The organism is Herbaspirillum sp. DW155, assembly GCF_037076565.1.
Taxonomy (GTDB): domain Bacteria; phylum Pseudomonadota; class Gammaproteobacteria; order Burkholderiales; family Burkholderiaceae_D; genus Herbaspirillum.
In genome coordinates this window covers 561,875-577,092 of the sequence record NZ_AP029028.1, presented here as the reverse complement: position 1 = coordinate 577,092, position 15,218 = coordinate 561,875, and the positions used below count along the sequence as shown (strand labels likewise).

Sequence of the window (15,218 nt, the reverse complement as noted above, 5' to 3'; positions counted from 1 at the left end):
TTTACGTTCCCCGCTGCGTTTTATGTCCTGCGCCATGTTGGCCACGGTCTTCCTGGTCGCCGGCTGCGACCGCCACATCGACAACGAGCTGGCCGCCCACGAAGCGGCGCAGACCACGCTGGGCGTGACCCCCACGCAATTCGCAGACCGCTTCAACAAGCGCCTGGCCGAGGTGCTCAAGGACATGCAGGTGGAAGAGCCGGAGCACATGGCCCGTCTTTACATGCTGGACCCGTCGCGCCTGCATCCGGGCAAGTACGAATACGTGCTCGACACCGAGGTCGGCCCGGCCCAGACCACGCTCATCGGCACCCTCAACAAGAAGGGTGAACTGCGCAACGTCGGCGTGATGATGACCAGAAAGGTCCCCGGCGCGCGCGACGAATTCCTGATCTGTGCGGCCAGTGCCGCGCGCAGCTTCATCTCCGGCGGAGAAGACAAGCTGCTGCCCCTGATTACCCGCCTCACCACGGTCGCCCTGGACAACCCCGGCCAGCGCATGACCGAGGTCGTGGCCGACCAATTGCTCTCGGTAGAACTGGTACCGCAAGGCGTGCTGTTCCAGGTACAACCCCGCCAGTAAGCGCCAGCCCTGCCGATGCTGGTGACGTGCGGAAACAATTTCCGTACGTCACGTCCTGTGCTGCCTGCAGGCATGTTGCCCCCCTCTTTTTTTCGCTTCATTCATATAAATGCCTGCCTTTTTAAAGATTTGAAAGCGCAGGCCAGCGTTTAGATTCATGACATCGTGGTTTGCGTGTCGTGCCGGTCAGCCCGACCACAGGCTGGCGGCGCGGGGCCATCGCGAACCGGTCTTGGATTGCCTTTAGCGAATTGGAATGGCACGCCGGGCCTGACCGGGCCTGGTTTGAAAACGGGGCTGTGGCGCTTGGGGAAAAGCACTGCGGTTTTCTGAAACAGCGGCACGGCCGGGGCCTTGGTACCGGCTTGGGACACGGGGACAATCATGCGCACGAACCTACCGATCACTACCACCGAAAGGTTGCTGGAGGATGGCAAGTCCATCGTTTCCAAGACCGACCTGCAGGGCAACATCACCTACGTCAATCCTTACTTCGTGGAAATCAGCGGCTTCGAGGAGATCGAACTGATCGGCGCCCCGCAGAACATCGTGCGCCATCCCGAGATGCCGCGCGAAGCCTTCGCCGACATGTGGGCCACGCTCAAGGAAGGCCTGCCCTGGAACGGGCTGGTCAAGAACCGTTGCAAGAATGGCGATTACTACTGGGTCCAGGCCAACGTCACGCCGGTACGCGAGAACGGTCGTGCCGTCGGTTACATGTCGGTGCGCACACGCCCCACGCGTGAACAGGTGCAGGCTGCCGATACTGCCTACCGGCGCTTCGTCGCCGGCCAGGCGCGCGGCCTGCGCATTCATCGCGGAGCGGTGGCCCGCACCGGTCTGGCCGGATGGCTGCAAGGCCTGCGCGATCTGCCGATAGCCAAGCGGCTGGCCTGGATGATGAGCATCCTCACGTTGATGTTCATCCTCGGCGGCGTGGTCGCGGGCAACGCCGTGCAAACGGCGGGCGGCAGTCCTTACCCGGTGTGGCTGGGTACCTTCGGTGGCACGGCCTTGCTGCTGGCATCCTGGGCGCTGCTGCACGCGAGCATCGTGGCGCCGCTGCAGCGGGCCATCAAGGCGGTACATGGTCTGGCAGGCGGCGACCTGGACCTGCATATCGATACCAACGCCCGGGGCGACATGGGCCTGCTGCTGCAAGCCCTGCAGCAACTGAACGTCAACCTGCGCGCCATCATCGGCGACGTACGCCGCAACGTGGAATCGATGACCATCTCCACCGGCGAAATCGCCAGCGGCAACATGGATCTGTCCAGCCGTACCGAATCGCAGGCCTCGGCCCTGGAAGAAACCGCTTCCAGCGTCGAGCAGTTCGCCGCCACCGTGCGTCAGAACGCCGACTCGGCCGCCAATGCCGATCGCCAGGCACAGGCTGCCTCGGCCATCGCCCAGCGCGGCAGCCAGTCGGTGCAGCGCATGGGCAAGACGATGGAAGAAATCGACGCCGCCTCGCACAAGATCGTGGACATCATCGGCCTCATCGACGGCATTTCCTTCCAGACCAACATCCTGGCCCTGAACGCTGCCGTGGAAGCGGCCCGTGCGGGCGAGCAGGGGCGCGGCTTTGCGGTGGTCGCCGCAGAAGTGCGCACCCTGGCGCAACGCTCGGCGTCCGCAGCCAAGGACATCAAGGGCCTGATCGACGACTCGCGCGCCAAGGTCGAGAGCGGCAACCATCTGGTGCGCGAGACCGCGCAAGCCATGGGCGACCTGGGTGGCGCGGTGGAAAACATGGCGGTGACCATGGCCGAGATCACGGTGGCCAGCAACGAACAAAGCGGCGGCATCGAACAGCTGAACCAGGCCGTCAACGCCATCGATGAGACCACCCAGCAGAATGCCGCGCTGGTGGAACAGGCGGCCGCTGCGGCCGAGAACCTGCGCGACCAGTCCATCAAGCTCAGCCAGGCGATGTCGGTGTTCAAGATCAGCCACACCACTACCCGCACAGCCGCGCCCGCCACGGCCGCACCAGTGTCACGCCAGAAGGACAGGACACTGGCTCTGGCGCAGTGACACCCCTGGCGCTTCGAGGCCTTGAGGCCATGTCGACGATGCGCGCCAACATCGCTTTACATGGCCTTGCGCTTCTTTACCCGCAGAGACGGCGGCAGTACCTTTGCACCTTCGTTTGAACTCCCTATGATGCAGTCCTGCGGGCATCTCCGCACAGAAGAGATGCCACCTGCCTAGAACCCAAAGGGAGCTTCAAATGAATATGTCCATCTCCTCCAACAGCCTTTACCCCACCAACAACCTCCACCTGAACAACGGCAGCTCCTCCAACAAGAGCACCGCCGCCGGCAACATCGCCTCCGCCAACAACAATGCCTCCGGCGGCGTGGCCGACAGCGTTTCTCCGGCTACCCGCTCAGGCTCACAGGGCGTCAACTCCGTAGGCGGCATCATCAATACCTCGGCCTGATCCGGCGTAGCGCAGCATGGCAGCGCTGGCGCGCCATGCAATAATCCGGGATCCGCGACTCACCGGCCAGCCCGGACCCTGCCATGCTGCTGCACACCATCTATCTCATCGCCATCTGCGCCGAAGCCATCTCGGGCGCCCTCATGGGCATCCGCAAGGACATGGACATCTTCGGTATCTGCCTCATCGGTACGGTGGCAGCACTGGGTGGCGGGACCGTGCGCGACGTCCTGATCGGCCACTATCCGCTGGGTTGGGTGGCCCATCCCGAGTACCTCGCTTTCACCGTCTGCGCGGCTATCGTCGCGGCCGTGGCGGCACGCGCCCTGCATCATTTCAAATCCGCCTTCCTGGTGGTCGATGCGCTGGGGCTGGTGGCCTTCACCATCATCGGCTGCGACATCGCGCGCGGCTTCGACGACTTCCATCCTGCCATCGTGGTCATGCTGGGCATGGTCACCGGTGTATTCGGCGGCCTGTTGCGCGACGTGCTGTGCAATGAAATTCCGCTGGTCCTGCGGCGCGAGATCTATGCCAGCGTATCGCTGCTGACCGGCACGCTCTACGTGTTGCTCCTGCACTGGCACATCGATGGCCGCATCGCCACGTTGAGTTCGCTGCTGCTGGGCTTTGCGGTGCGCCTGCTGGCCATCCGCTTCCACTGGGAATTGCCGCGCATGGACAAGGAGCGTGTGCGCGGCTTCGACTGAACCGGCGCGTGATGTGCCGACATCCTTTGTTGCAATTGCCTGACTGCACTTAGCAAGCTGTCGTTGTCCAATGCGACCTCACTGCAAGTCTTTAATTTTTTGAGGTTCGAACATGAAACGATTGACGACGCTGCTCACGGCAGTGCTTTTGCTGACCACGCTCGGTGGCTGTGTCTGCGCCCCCTGGTTCTGCGGACCGGGCCCCGGTGGCGGTGGTGGTGGCGGGCCGCGCGGCGGCTGGGAAGACGGCGGCCATGGCGGCGGACCGCGCTGATGTGCAAACGAAGGGCCGGACAGCGATGCCCGGCCTTTCCGGTATCCGGCATTGCCTCTTTAGTCTGCGGTCTTCATCGCAGCGCACCGGTGCAAAAACTCCATATTGTTTATATTGTTTATACGGTTTCCAGAACGCAAAAAGCCCACCTGAAAAAAGGTGGGCCGTTCATTGATTAACGCTGGATCACCTCATCACCCTGGCGATCTGCCAGGTGCTGCAAGGCTGCCCTGCCCGGCCTATCTGGCCGGTGCGGGCGCAATCCAGGTGTTCGTGTTGTGGTCCGGGAGCCGCCGTTGGTGCGGTCCGGTGTCACGCTGCTACGAGCGATTAATTAGAACCCATTTCATAAATAGGCGTGAGATGCGTTCTGTCCAGAAAGGGCGCTGGCAAGGCGCGCGACGCGTCGTGTGGCGGTGCCACACGACGCGTCGCGCGCCTTGCCAGCGCCCTTTCTGGACAGAACCCGGAGGGAGCGGCCCGTTTGGGCGAATTGCTGCGTTACGAATTTGGGTCAAGACGCCCAGTCTTGACCCAAATTCGCGCCTTGCACTTCATCCCAAACGGGACTCGCTCGCACTCACGCCTATTTATGAAATGGGTTCTAACTATTTGCTACACGGCTTGCGCCGTGACCGACGCGCCCCTGCCGTCAAAGTTCACCTGCCCGCGCTATCTGCACGGCCACAGGTGAGTCTCTGGCAGGGGCTGCGCCCTGCGCATTCCCTTCTTTCGGAACCGGCCCTCCCTGACTATCTGCCAGGTGAGAGTCTGCGAAAAAAAATCGCGCCGAAAAGAAGAGACTGCGGGGTCTGCCGGCCTGGCTCCCGGAGCGTATGGAATTCCGGAGGCGTTCAGGCGCGGTCAGCGAGGATGTTCGGGTTCGCTTGCGCGAAGATCGCAGTCTTAGATGACCTTGATGTTGGTGGCCTTTTCACCCTTGGGGCCGACACCGCGGTCGAAGGACACGCGCTGGTTTTCCGACAGGCTGCGGAAGCCATTGGACTGGATGTCCTGGAAGTGCGCGAAGACGTCGGCGCCGCCGGCATCCGGAGTGATGAAGCCGAAGCCCTTGGCATCGTTGAACCATTTGACTACGCCGGTTTGACTGCTCATGTTTGTTTCCTTTGGAAAGTTTGGACGAATGAAGGCACATGCCTCGAAGGCACTTGAAACCAAGAACTGAAACCGAAGGAAAGAAAACAGAACGACCGAGGAGGGAACGACAGTCAGGCGGAATTGGAACCAACAAGAATACAACTTGATGCAAGTACAAAGCGTATTGTACACCACTTGCAGCAAGATGCCTGCATCTGTTGACAAATATGTGGTTTTTCCGTCGCCACCAGGCAGGCCATCGCCGCGCAAGCCGCGCCTGCACCGGGCTGCCGGCGCACGTGGCAAAACACCAATCAGCGGCATGAATTGCCCCTTGACCGCCTTATGCTGCACCAGCGTAATTCCGGTATATTGGCTCGAACAAAAAAAAGGCCGTGTCCCGTTGTGCGCCGGGTGGTGGGCGGCGCTGATGGCATCGCGGGTTCCGTTGCATGTCACTCAGCTACTGTGTGCTCGATGCCCCCTCCCGAACGCCCTTTGTTTGACCCCTCTGATGATGACGCCACCGTGCCGGGCCTGCCGGTGCGCTTCGGCATTTCCGGCCTGGTGATGGCGGGCATGATCCTGCTGGCGACGGTGCTGGTTTCGGTAGGCTGGTGGGGCGCGCGCCAGGTGCTGCTGGACATGGCCGAACGCTCGGCCGAAGACGCCGGCCGCATCATGACCGAGCGCTCGCGCCGCATCATCGATCCCGCCGTGGCCACGCTGCGCCAGCTGGCCTTCGATCCGATCACGCAAGCCACCCGTCTGGATGAGCGCCTCGCGCGCATCGCCGCTTTTTCCATCGACCTGGTGGCCAATCCGCTGGTCTCGGCGGTCTACGTGGGCTACCCCAATGGCGATTTCCTGCTGGTGCGCTCGCTGCGCGGAGCCGACCAGCGTGCGTTCTTCTCTGCCCCGACCGGCGCGGCCTTCCTGGTACAAACCATCGTGCGCGACGCCAGCGGTGGACAGCATGGCCAGTTCCGCTTCTACAACAACGAGCTGACCCTGTTGGCCCAGCGCGATGAAGCGGCCTATCGGTTCGATCCGCGCACGCGGCCCTGGTATGCCGCCGCCGACCGTTCGCTGATACCGGCCATCTCCGCGCCCTACGTGTTCTTCACCACGCGCCAGATCGGCATCAGCCTCTCGCAGCGCGCCCGCTACAGCGATGCCGTCGTGGCCATCGACATGACCCTGGATGATCTTGCCGCCAGTCTCGGCAACCTGCGCCTGACGCCGCATAGCGAACTGGCGCTGGTGGACGAAAACCAGAAGGTGATCGCCTACAGCGACATGGCCCGCGTGCTGGAACAGGAGGGTGAGAGCTTCCGTTTCCGCAGTCTTGCAGAACTGGACGTGCCAAGCCTGACGCAGTTGTCCGAGCGCGCGCGCTCGGGGGAATCCAGCGCGCTCTACAGCGTGGACGGGCGGGAATGGCTGGGTCTGTCGCTGCCCTTCAACGTGATCGACGGCCATGCCCTCAAGCTGCTCATCGCCGCGCCCGGCGACGAACTGCTGGGCCAGCTGGACCGCAACCGCAAGACCATGGTACTGATGGCCTTCCTGCTGGTGCTGGCTTTCCTGCCGCTGGGCTGGTGGGCCGGGCGCGCCATTGGCCGCAGCATGGAGCGCCTCGCGCTGCAGGCCGGACGCATGTCGCGCTTCGACTTCCGCACGCAAAACCGCGGCCGCAGCACCTTGCGCGAAGTGAACATGCTCACCGAGATGGTGGATCACGTCAGCCTGACGGTGGAGGCCTTCCTCGACATCAGCGCCATCCTCAGCACCGAGACCCATGTCGAAGAGATGCTGCAGCAAGTCCTGGAAAAATTCGTGCAGGCCACACGCTGCGATGGCGGCGCCGTCTACCTGTGGCAGCGCGAGCAGCGGCAGATGCAGCGCGCGGCGGCCTACGGCCAGCAATGCGACCTGGCCGACAGCATGGCGTATGACGAACAAGGCGCCGCCACCGACCAGGCCCACGAGACCGACGATGGGCGACTGCGCGTGGAACTGGACCTGCGCGGCCGCAACGGTTCGCTGGAGGGCGTGCTGGTGCTGATGCATGCACATGACAGTGCGCACGAAGATCCGCGCTTCCTGGCCTTTGCGCGGCGGCTCTCCGGCATGTTGGCCGTGGCCATCGAAACGCGCCAGCTGATCGCCGCGCAGAAGGCGCTGCTGGAATCCCTGATCCGCCTCATGGCCGACGCCATCGACGCCAAGAGCCCCTATACCGGCGGCCATTGCGAGCGCGTGCCGCACCTGGCCATCATGCTGGTGGAAAGCCTGGCGCAGGAGCGTGAAGGGCCTTATGCGGACTTCACCCTGAACGAAGACCAGCGCTACGCTTTCCAGCTGGCCGCGCTGCTGCATGACTGCGGCAAGGTCACCAGCCCCGAGCACATCGTCGACAAGGCTACCAAGCTCGAAGTGATCCACAATCGCATCCATGAAGTGCGCATGCGCTTCGAAGTGCTGTGGCGCGATGCCGAACTGGAGCTGCTGCGCGCACTGCCCGCCGCGCTGCCTGCGGACCAGGCCGAGGACTTGCGCGCGCGCCTGGAGCAGCGCCGTCATCAACTGCGCGACGACTTTGCCTTCGTCGCGCAATGCAACGTCGGCGGCGAGGCCATGTCCGACGAGGCCATCGTCCGCCTGCAACAGATCGCCACCCAGACCTGGCAGCGCCATTTCGATGACACCCTGGGCCTGGCCGACGAAGAGAGCCGCCGCCTGCTAGCTACGCGCGCCGGCTTGCCTGCGCAGACGCTGCCGTGCACCGAGCAATTGCTGGCCGACCGGCCCGAGCACAAGGTGGCCTGGGATGACGAGCACCGCCCCGCGGTGGAACGCGGCGACCCGCGCAACACTCTGGGCTTCGACATGAAACTGCCGCAGTACCGGCAGAACATGGGCGAGCTGCACAACCTGACCGTGCGGCGTGGCACGCTGACCGAGGAAGACCGCTTCGCGATCAACAATCACATCGTGCAAACCCTGGTGATGTTGAAGCGCCTGCCCTGGCCGGACTCGCTCAAGAGCGTGCCCGACACGGCCGCCAATCATCACGAGAAGATGGATGGCAGCGGCTACCCGCGGCGCCTGATGGCGGGCGAGCTGCCGCTGCAGGACAGGGTGATGGCCCTGGCCGATGTATTCGAAGCGCTCACGGCGGCGGACCGCCCCTACAAGCCCGCCAAAACCTTGTCGGAGTCGCTGCGCATCATGGCCAGGATGTGCCGCGAGCAGCATCTGGATACGCAGCTGTTCCGCTACTTCCTGCAAAGCGGGCTGTGGCGCAGCTATGCCGATGAATTGCTGCGACCGGCGCAGCGCGATGCGGTCGATATTGCGTCCATCGAAGAGCTGCTCGACACCGCCCCGGCATGAGGCGGCCAAGCGTCGGCGCGGACCGCTTTCATCGTAGAATCTGCGCTCACCCCATGCGGGGCATATCGAATTGCAGCATCACGGATTCCGCCAGGCCATACCATGACGCAAAAAATTTTCTGGTCCGCCCCTTACCAGACCGAGCTTGACACCATCATCACCGCCGTCGAGGGCGATCAGGTGCAGGTGGCGCAGACCATCTTCTTTGCCTTCTCCGGCGGCCAGGAAAGCGATGCCGGCACGCTGGGCGGACATCCCGTGCTGCAAGCCGAGAAGCGCGAGCAGGACATCCTCTATACGCTGCCCCCCGGCCATGGCCTCAAGGCCGGCGATGCCGTCACGCTGCAGATCGACTGGACGCGACGCTACCGGCTGATGCGCCTGCACTTCGCTGCCGAGATGGTGTTGCAGCTGGTCTATCAGATGCGCCCCGGCATCGAACGCATCGGCGCGCACATCGCAGTGGACAAGGCGCGCGTGGACTTCGCCAGCCAGACCAGCCTGGCTCCGCTGTTCCCGGCCATCGAGGCTGCCGCACGGCAACTGGTGGCAGCCGGGCTGCCCATCGTCACCGCTTTCAGCGACGAAGCGGCCGGGCGCCGTTATTGGGAAGTGGCGGGATTTGCCCGCATGGCCTGCGGCGGCACGCATCCGCGCACCACCGCCGAAGTCGGAACGATCCGGCTCAAGCGCAAGAACACCGGGCGGGGCAAGGAGCGCATCGAGATCCTGCTCGATGCGCCGGAGTTGGCGACAGGAGGCAATGACAGGGGCTGACTGCTCAGGTCTTGCTCAGGTCTTGCTCAGGTCTTGTAGTCGTACTTCATCTGCTGGGCGATCAGAATATCCTTGCTGGTACGCTCGCACAGCGTCACGTAATGCGTCAGCGGCTGCGGCGGCCGCATGCCCTCTTCCATCAGGCGCGCATTGTCGAAGAGCACTTCCTCGGCCGCAAAATACCCATACGAACGAATCGCCTTGAGCACGATGCGCCGGTTGCAGGGGCCGATCAGATCCTTGAAGCGGTCCTGCATCTGCAAGAAGCTTTCGTAACGGGTCTGGCGGTAGCGCGACATTTTCTTGCCGCCCGTTCCCACGCTGATGGCTTCGTCGATCTGGCCGAAAGTGCAGGCGTGCGCGGGGCCGGAAGAGATGTTGTAGGCCGAGTATTTGAGGGTCGCTTTTTCCAGCAACAGGTGCAGGGCCTCGGCGCAATAGTCCACGGGGATCACGTCGATCTTCTGATCCAGTTCGCACGGAAAAGCCTGCAAGGCGCGCGCCAGGCGGAATACCCAGTAGATGCTGCCCGAGGCGGCGCATCCCAGTTCGGTATGGCCGACCACGATGGAGGGCCGCGCGATCACCAGCGGCAGTTCCGGCAATTCGCTGCGCAGGCGCTGTTCGGCCTGGTACTTGCTGGCGGTGTAGTCGAGGTAGTGCTCCACGTCATCACCGGGGGCATAGTCTTCCGACACAGGACGCGGCGCATTGCGGCCGCAGGACATGCCGGTACCGATCTGTATGAAACGCCGCAGCTTGCGGCCGCGACTGAGCCCATGGGCCATGCTGAGAACGCCATCGACATTGGTGGGAAAGATCGAGCGGTGGCTGCCGAAGGAGGCCAGTGCCGCCGAGTTCACCACATCGCTGACCTGCAGCAGGCGCGGATCATCGATCCAACGCTCCACGCCGGTAAGGTCGCCGCAGATGATCTGCCCGGGCGACAGCCGCAGCAGATTCTGTTCGCTCACGCCATGCAGGCGCAGGTTGGCGACAAGACGTGCGCGTCCTTCTTCGCGGTTGGCCGAGCGGACCAGGAACAGCGTGCGCTCCCAGCGCGGTGTCTTGATGAGACGAGCGGCCAGCGCTCCCCCGATGAAGCCGGTACTTCCGGTAAGCAACAACATAGACGATGAGCGTTCCACAGGAGACGAAGCAAGGACCGGCATACCCCATGCCGGCCAGTGAAATGTGGGCGGAGCCCGCTGCCCATTCCTGAAAAAAAGGGGCAGAAAATTATAAGGGAGGACCTGCAGAAATGAAGCAGTCCAAATGGACTGGACGACGTTGGACATACAGGTTGCGTGCAGGCAATGGACTTCATGCGCACGGCTTTCCAGTCCAAACAGACTGATTTCATTTGATGGAGCGAGCATTAAAATTTGCTTAATGCTGCCTCCCCTGACTGATCTCTCTTCCCCCCTTGCCACGACGTGGCGCCGAGGAGTTTTTCCATGCCGCTTGCCGCTTCGCATGCACCTTCTCTTGCGCGCCTGCTTCGCTGCGCAGACACCGCTGCCCCGATCCGCACCGAGGCAGCGGCCGTGAACGATGACCTCCACGTATTGCCGCTGCATCGGCGCGTCCGGCGAGCCATGCAGATGAGCATCGCCGTGGCTGGCATCGCGCTGGTGGCGGCGGTGCTGCTGCATCGCGCGCTGCCATTAACCGCCGTCGTCACGAGCGTGCTCACTGGCCTGCTGTGCGGCGGCTGTTTCGCGCAACTGCTGTGGCGCGAGCAGCGTGGGTTGTCCGCCCCTACAGGTACCTCAGCAACGCTGGCGGTCTTGCTCGTCTGCGTCGTCCTTGCCGGGATGGCTGATGCGGGAGTGGCATCGGGACAGCGGTTGGAACTGCTGCCGGCCGTAGTGAGTACGCTGCGTCACGTACTCTTGCCGCTGCTGGTGTTCACGTACTGGCTATTGTTCTGCGGACCGGTGGTGCTGCGATGGCGGGTGATGTTGCCGTTCGTGCCGAAGATGGGATGGCTGGCAGGAATGATGATCTGGCCAGCGCAGGCCGGACAGGTACGCTTTCTCTTGCCCACACCGGGCCTGCCGATGTGGGGCGAAGCGCTGGTGCGCACGGGATTGCTGGTCGTGATGTTCGGGCTGGCGCTGGTGGTGTTGAGGCTGATGAAAAAGTGCCTGATCCAGACCGGCGTAAAGTCGCGGGCGTTTGGCGACTGGAATGCCTCGGCGGGCTTTCGGCCCGGCACGCGTCTTTGATCTGAGATGACGCCTCATGGCACGACCCGGAAGATAATAACGATGATCCTCGCCCAGCAGCAGCCGGGCGATGTGTGGCGCCACCGCGCCACTGTGCCCCCGTTCCAGCACCAGCACCGACAACAGTGCGCTCACGCACGCACTGGCCGAAATGATCATGCCCGATGGCAGCAAGGGGAAGTGTCGCGGAAATCGATGAAGATGACGGGAACGCCAGCGTCATGCAGTGCGCGCAGCATGGGATGGAGGGCGTGGGGCCGTGACAGGTAAGCCCGAAGATGACCATTACATTCCGGGTGCGAGGCGCTCCTGTCGCCCCGGCCGCGCAGCGCCAACGCGGTAAAACCACACGACGTATAATCAGCGCGGCTGTCCTTCCCTTCTTCTTGCGCCTGTCTCATCGACCGTGATCGATATCCTGGAGAAACCGTGCGTTCATTCTGTGTCTCGCTTTTTGCTCTCGCCTCCCTGTCCGTCTCGATCGCATCGCCTGCTTCGGCGGAGGAGCTCAAGGTATTCGCTGCCGGCGCCATTGCGCCGGTCGTGCGCATGGTTGCTGCGGACTTTGAACAGCGCAGCGGCATCCATGTGACGGTGGAGAATGCGACCGGCGGTGCGATGGATAAACGTGTGCGTTCAGGAGCGGCCTTCGACGTGGCGGTGCTGCCGGAAGGCGTGTTGAGCGCGCTGGGCAAGGATGGCTATCTGAACTTGTCCAGCAGCCGGCCGATTGCGCATGTGGGCATCGCGGTGGCGGTGAAGCAAGGTGCGCCATTGCCGCTGATCGCTACCGTCGCGCAATTCAGGAAGGCATTGCTGGATGCGCCCTCTGTTGCGCTGATTGATCCGAAGGCGGGGGGATCGAGTGGTATCTATCTGGAAAAATTGTTTGCGCAGTTGGGCATCGCTGCGCAGATGCATGCCAAAGAAGTGTTGGTGCCGGGCGGGTTGGTGGCAGAAAAGCTGGTGGATGGCAGCGCTGCGCTGGCCTTGCATCAGCAGAGTGAAATTCTGCTGGTCAGAGGGGCGCAGCTGGTGGGGCCGTTGCCGGCTGCCATTCAGAGCTACACCGTGTATGCCGGCGCGGTTGGGACGCGCTCGGGATCTGCTGTGGCGGGGCGGGCTTTCTTGACCATGTTTGCGGGGCAGGAGGCGCGTAGGGGGATGGTGGAGCATGGGTTGTTGCCGGAAGACAAGTAAGGGTCATCAGCATCGGCCAGCCCTTGCTTGGTATTTGGCATCCCTCTGCTGTTTGGACTCCGCTTATTGCTTCGCAAAGCGATCCATCACGTGGTGCTGAGCAGTACATCCGGAGAAACACCGGCGTTGAATAGCGAAAACAAGGAAGATCGCAACGAGCAGGAGGCCAAGTTCTTAACTGCGCTATTTTTTATATTGTTCATGGTCAACAAAGGATATGAGCTCAATACATTTCTTCCAAAGATATTCGCAAAAGGAAAATCTTGTAACGAATAACAGTCTGCTATTTCTTAGCAAGCTGCACAGCTACAACCGTTTGAAATTTGAAAAATTTTTTTCGTTGTTGTGTGCAGAAGAAGATGCGGCTGTCCCTGATATCTCGCTTCACTTCAAACAACAGATCGGCACCGAAAGAAGCATACTTGACGGGTACATCTATCAAGAGGGGTTCAAGATTGCGATCGAGACAAAATTAGGCCCAAACTTTCGAATAGAACAGCTAAGAAATCATCTGTCTCATTTTAAGCAGGGACAACCACAGCAATACTTGCTTTTACTGAGTACTAACGGCCCTGCGTTAAGTCAAGAGGAAATCAGATCATTACAGAGAGATGAATCTGGAGGCCCCCAAATCTTGCAAACTTCATTTGAGAAGGTCATATCGCATTTCAGAAGATGTCTTTCTGAACACGACGAGGAAATGTTGGCTTTAGCAGCAGATTTCGAGGCCTTTTGTAGCGAAGAAAAATTACTTGATACAGATAGCCATACGATATTTGCTCCGCCGTGCGGCCGTTCGTTCCGGGAAAATATCCGTTATAAACTCTACTATTGCCCATCTACTTGGAGCCGCCGCCATTCTGCCTATCTCGGGATATATCACCAGAAGGGAATCCGAGCACTAGGAAAAATCAGCAAGGTAGTTATATGCGATATAAATCTGGAAAAAAATACTGTAGAAGCGGTTGATGCAAAGAGGAAGAGGCCTTCCTCTGCAATACTAACTTCCGAAGAAATTGCTCGGATTATTGCTGTTGCCAGAGAAGCCAAAGAGAACAATGGATGGGACCTGACCACAGAGACGCAATTTTTCTTATGCGATGAAATGGTGGCTTGTGACTTCCGCAAAGAATCAGACGGGGGAATTATGGGGCACAGATATCTTGATCTTAAAAACTATCTAGCGTCGATACCCGACAACTTAGAAGAAATTGCCAGGGGTCTCAGTGAAAGGAAGTGGCAATAGCGTAGTTTTCTCAGCTTCTATTTGACCTGCTCTCCGAGATTAGTACGGTAATGATTTAAAGTCTCGCTGGCAGATGACAACAGCGAGCAAACAAGCCCAGTAGGAGAAGAGATCATGAGCGAACGTCGCGTTCCACCCGTCAGTCCAGTCCGGGCTATCCAACCTCTCTCGGAGGTCAGCGTCAAAAGGACTTACTTCCGGCAATTGAATCAGTGGCGCAAGATGTCGGAGAAATATGCCAAAGAGAGGAAGGCGCGGGAGGCCAAGGAACAAGATAAGGATAAGTAAACTGGGAAACAGAAGTTACTTTGGATTAATTTGCCTTACAACAAGCATGAGCGACCTCCGTCCTCCAATTCCCGCTCCTTATAACCGACCTCAGTTTTCCGGAGCATTATGATCGGCTCTTGGCGGTGTAGCCCAACGTGAGTGCATATGTAATCACCCAGTTTGATCAGCTTTTTGCAAAGCATGCGTGCTCAATAATTTGAATCAGTAGCTAGGCCGATACTAGATCCAGAAAATTCCACTTCTTCCACCTAGCTCTATTAAACCAGTGCCATCCACATGAGACTCAATCCAAATTCAGCAGAAGGGCGAAAGCGCATGCTGGCGCTCATTGAAGAGATAGAAGAACAAACGGACCGCGGGGTGGCGATAGTTGGTGCGGCATGGGTAGAAGAAGCGATGACTGCCGCGATAGAGTCATCGCTTCATTCCGATAATAAAGCTTGGAGCAGACTATTTTCTGGCAATGGTCCGCTTTCAACATTCTCTGCAAAAATCGATCTTTGCAGTCTTTTAGGATTGGTAAGTGCGACCATAAAATCGGACCTACACATCATTCGTGAAATCAGAAACGAGTTTGCACACCAAATTGTTCATCGTTTCGAGCACACGAAGCTCAGCTTCGTATCACCCCACATCAACGATAAATGCAAAGCGCTTAAGTGTATCGCTCATGAGGATATCCTACTTTCGCGAACGACTTTCGTACGGGCATGTGCTACGCTCAGTTCAGACTTTGAGTTATTGATTTACGCAGGAAATAAGTTGCCTGATTTAGGGCAAGTCATCACAAAAATCGAAATGCCGTCTCAAGCAAGTTAGTCCATAGGCAATAGATTTTTTTCGTCACAACCTCGGCTAACAGTCCTAAGTTTTCTTCTGACTGTGGTCAGTAGATTGGGCACAGACAATTCTTGCCCTCCTTTAGGTAGATTTACGTCTTAAGCGCTGCATCATTTATTCCGC

At 60.2% G+C, this 15,218-nt stretch carries 14 protein-coding genes; 12 read left to right on the top strand and 2 right to left on the bottom strand.

Features of this window, described 5'->3' with window-relative positions:
- Nucleotides 1–34: 34 nt before the first annotated feature.
- From AACH55_RS02610 to AACH55_RS02590, 5 genes are all read left to right on the top strand, one after another.
- On the top strand, nt 35–583 hold the full coding sequence (locus tag AACH55_RS02610) for an attG domain containing protein (RefSeq protein WP_338717853.1): 549 nt from the start codon (nt 35–37) through the stop codon (nt 581–583).
- Between the two features lie 384 nt (nt 584–967).
- Nucleotides 968–2,620, top strand: coding sequence for a methyl-accepting chemotaxis protein (locus AACH55_RS02605; RefSeq protein ID WP_338717851.1), 1,653 nt, complete (start codon nt 968–970; stop codon nt 2,618–2,620).
- A gap of 196 nt (nt 2,621–2,816) precedes the next feature.
- On the top strand, nt 2,817–3,029 hold the full coding sequence (locus AACH55_RS02600; RefSeq protein ID WP_338717849.1) for a hypothetical protein: 213 nt from the start codon (nt 2,817–2,819) through the stop codon (nt 3,027–3,029).
- An 83-nt stretch (nt 3,030–3,112) separates the two neighbouring features.
- Complete coding sequence (locus AACH55_RS02595; protein WP_338717848.1) at nt 3,113–3,739, top strand: trimeric intracellular cation channel family protein; 627 nt, start codon at nt 3,113–3,115, stop codon at nt 3,737–3,739.
- A 112-nt stretch (nt 3,740–3,851) separates the two neighbouring features.
- The gene (locus AACH55_RS02590) at nt 3,852–4,013 is read left to right on the top strand and encodes a hypothetical protein (RefSeq protein WP_338717847.1); all 162 of its coding nucleotides are present in this window, start codon (nt 3,852–3,854) and stop codon (nt 4,011–4,013) included.
- A gap of 906 nt (nt 4,014–4,919) precedes the next feature.
- Here AACH55_RS02590 and AACH55_RS02585 read toward each other — a convergent pair.
- Nucleotides 4,920–5,129 (bottom strand): cold-shock protein, encoded by a 210-nt coding sequence (locus AACH55_RS02585; protein WP_088756495.1) that lies wholly within the window; start codon nt 5,127–5,129, stop codon nt 4,920–4,922.
- Nucleotides 5,130–5,588: 459 nt separating this feature from the next.
- Between AACH55_RS02585 and AACH55_RS02580 the strand changes: the two genes are divergently transcribed.
- Together AACH55_RS02580 and AACH55_RS02575 are read left to right on the top strand one after the other, a co-directional pair.
- A complete protein-coding gene (locus AACH55_RS02580; protein WP_338717846.1) occupies nt 5,589–8,510 on the top strand; it encodes an HD domain-containing phosphohydrolase in 2,922 nt (973 codons plus the stop codon).
- Nucleotides 8,511–8,612: 102 nt separating this feature from the next.
- On the top strand, nt 8,613–9,287 hold the full coding sequence (locus AACH55_RS02575) for an alanyl-tRNA editing protein (RefSeq protein ID WP_338717845.1): 675 nt from the start codon (nt 8,613–8,615) through the stop codon (nt 9,285–9,287).
- Nucleotides 9,288–9,313: 26 nt separating this feature from the next.
- Here AACH55_RS02575 and AACH55_RS02570 read toward each other — a convergent pair whose 3' ends face one another.
- Nucleotides 9,314–10,417, bottom strand: a complete 1,104-nt coding sequence (locus AACH55_RS02570; protein ID WP_338717844.1) for an SDR family oxidoreductase — start codon at nt 10,415–10,417, stop codon at nt 9,314–9,316.
- Nucleotides 10,418–10,744: 327 nt separating this feature from the next.
- Here AACH55_RS02570 and AACH55_RS02565 point away from each other — a divergent pair, with 327 nt between their 5' ends.
- The 5 genes from AACH55_RS02565 (at nt 10,745) to AACH55_RS02545 (ending at nt 15,074) form a co-directional block, all read left to right on the top strand.
- Nucleotides 10,745–11,518: a hypothetical protein gene (locus AACH55_RS02565; RefSeq protein ID WP_338720441.1), complete on the top strand. Its 774-nt coding sequence runs from the start codon at nt 10,745–10,747 to the stop codon at nt 11,516–11,518.
- A 429-nt stretch (nt 11,519–11,947) separates the two neighbouring features.
- Nucleotides 11,948–12,718, top strand: coding sequence for a substrate-binding domain-containing protein (locus tag AACH55_RS02560; RefSeq protein WP_338717843.1), 771 nt, complete (start codon nt 11,948–11,950; stop codon nt 12,716–12,718).
- A 217-nt stretch (nt 12,719–12,935) separates the two neighbouring features.
- Nucleotides 12,936–13,964: a hypothetical protein gene (locus AACH55_RS02555; protein WP_338717842.1), complete on the top strand. Its 1,029-nt coding sequence runs from the start codon at nt 12,936–12,938 to the stop codon at nt 13,962–13,964.
- Nucleotides 13,965–14,078: 114 nt separating this feature from the next.
- Nucleotides 14,079–14,252, top strand: coding sequence for a hypothetical protein (locus AACH55_RS02550; RefSeq protein WP_338717841.1), 174 nt, complete (start codon nt 14,079–14,081; stop codon nt 14,250–14,252).
- 318 nt (nt 14,253–14,570) lie between these two features.
- The gene (locus tag AACH55_RS02545; RefSeq protein WP_338717840.1) at nt 14,571–15,074 is read left to right on the top strand and encodes a hypothetical protein; all 504 of its coding nucleotides are present in this window, start codon (nt 14,571–14,573) and stop codon (nt 15,072–15,074) included.
- Nucleotides 15,075–15,218: the final 144 nt, after the last annotated feature.